The following is a 1135-nucleotide window of genomic DNA, read 5'->3' as shown; positions in this document are numbered from 1 at the left end:
GGGGGCCGAGCCGAACGGCGCCGCGGCCCGGGAGATCGGGCGCGGGCGCCTGGTCCGCCCTGTGCCGCCGACGCATCGCCTCTCGGGTCGGGCCCGCGTCCGCCTCGCGGACCTCGCAGATGAGGTCTTCGCGGACTTCCCCGCCGGTACTTCAGGGCGTGCGCAGGGAGACGCGGCGTTCGCAGCATCCGGAATCTCGCGCGATGTGGCCTTCGAGGCGGACTCGTCGGAGCTGCTCCTCGGACTCGTCTCGGAGGGGCTCGCGGTCGCGCTGCTCGCGCCGGGGGCGATCGCGGCATCACACACGGATGCGGTCGCGGTCGAGCTGGGCGACGGCCCCGTTCGCGTCCAGTACGTCGCGTGGGACGACCGCGCGCCGCGCAGCGTCTCCACGGCATTCCTTCGCGTCGTCGAATCCGTCGCAGTCACCGGACAGACGAAACGGGCCCGGAGGAATCCTCCGGGCCCGCCTTCTCAGAACTCTGAGGTCACTTGACGTCCTCGTCGACCCAGTCCATCGACTTGCTGACGGCCTTGCGCCACAGCCGCAGCTGGCGGTCGCGCTCGGCGTCCTCCATCGACGGCTCCCAGCGGCGATCCTCCTGCCAGTTGGCGGACAGGTCATCCAGACCGTTCCAGAAGCCCACGGCCAGGCCTGCGGCGTACGCGGCGCCGAGGGCGGTCGTCTCGGCGACGACCGGGCGGACGACCGGAACGCCCAGCACGTCGGCCTGGAACTGCATGAGCGCGTCGTTCGCGACCATGCCGCCGTCGGCCTTGAGCTCGGTGAGGTCGACGCCGGCGTCGGCGTTGACTGCATCGGGCACGTCCCGGGTCTGGAAGGCCACGGCCTCGAGTGCCGCGCGAGCGATGTGGTTCTTGTTCGCGTAGCGGGTGAGGCCGACGATCGCACCGCGGGCGTCGGGACGCCAGTACGGAGCGAACAGGCCGGAGAACGCGGGGACGATGTACACGCCGCCGTTGTCGTCGACCTGCTTGGCGAGCTCTTCGACCTCGGGAGCGGACCCGATGATGCCGAGCTGGTCGCGGAGCCACTGGATCAGCGATCCGGTGACGGCGATCGAGCCCTCGAGCCCGTAGTGCGTCGGGCCATCGCCGAGCTTGTAGCCGACGG

General features: G+C 71.2%; 2 protein-coding genes. One reads left to right on the top strand and one right to left on the bottom strand.

What is annotated here, in order from left to right; all coding sequences use genetic code 11:
* Positions 1-496 (top strand): LysR substrate-binding domain-containing protein (locus tag J7E68_RS18410; protein ID WP_251049144.1); only part of this gene is annotated, 496 nt, incomplete at its 5' end.
* Here J7E68_RS18410 and J7E68_RS18405 read toward each other — a convergent pair.
* On the bottom strand, positions 489-1135 hold a 647-nt coding region (locus tag J7E68_RS18405), incomplete at its 5' end, for an FGGY-family carbohydrate kinase (RefSeq protein ID WP_251049143.1). The genes J7E68_RS18410 and J7E68_RS18405 overlap by 8 nt on opposite strands.

The organism is Microbacterium sp. ISL-103 (assembly GCF_018613995.1).
In the GTDB taxonomy this organism is placed as follows: Bacteria; Actinomycetota; Actinomycetes; order Actinomycetales; family Microbacteriaceae; genus Microbacterium.
This window is presented reverse-complemented; position numbering and strand designations above follow the sequence as displayed.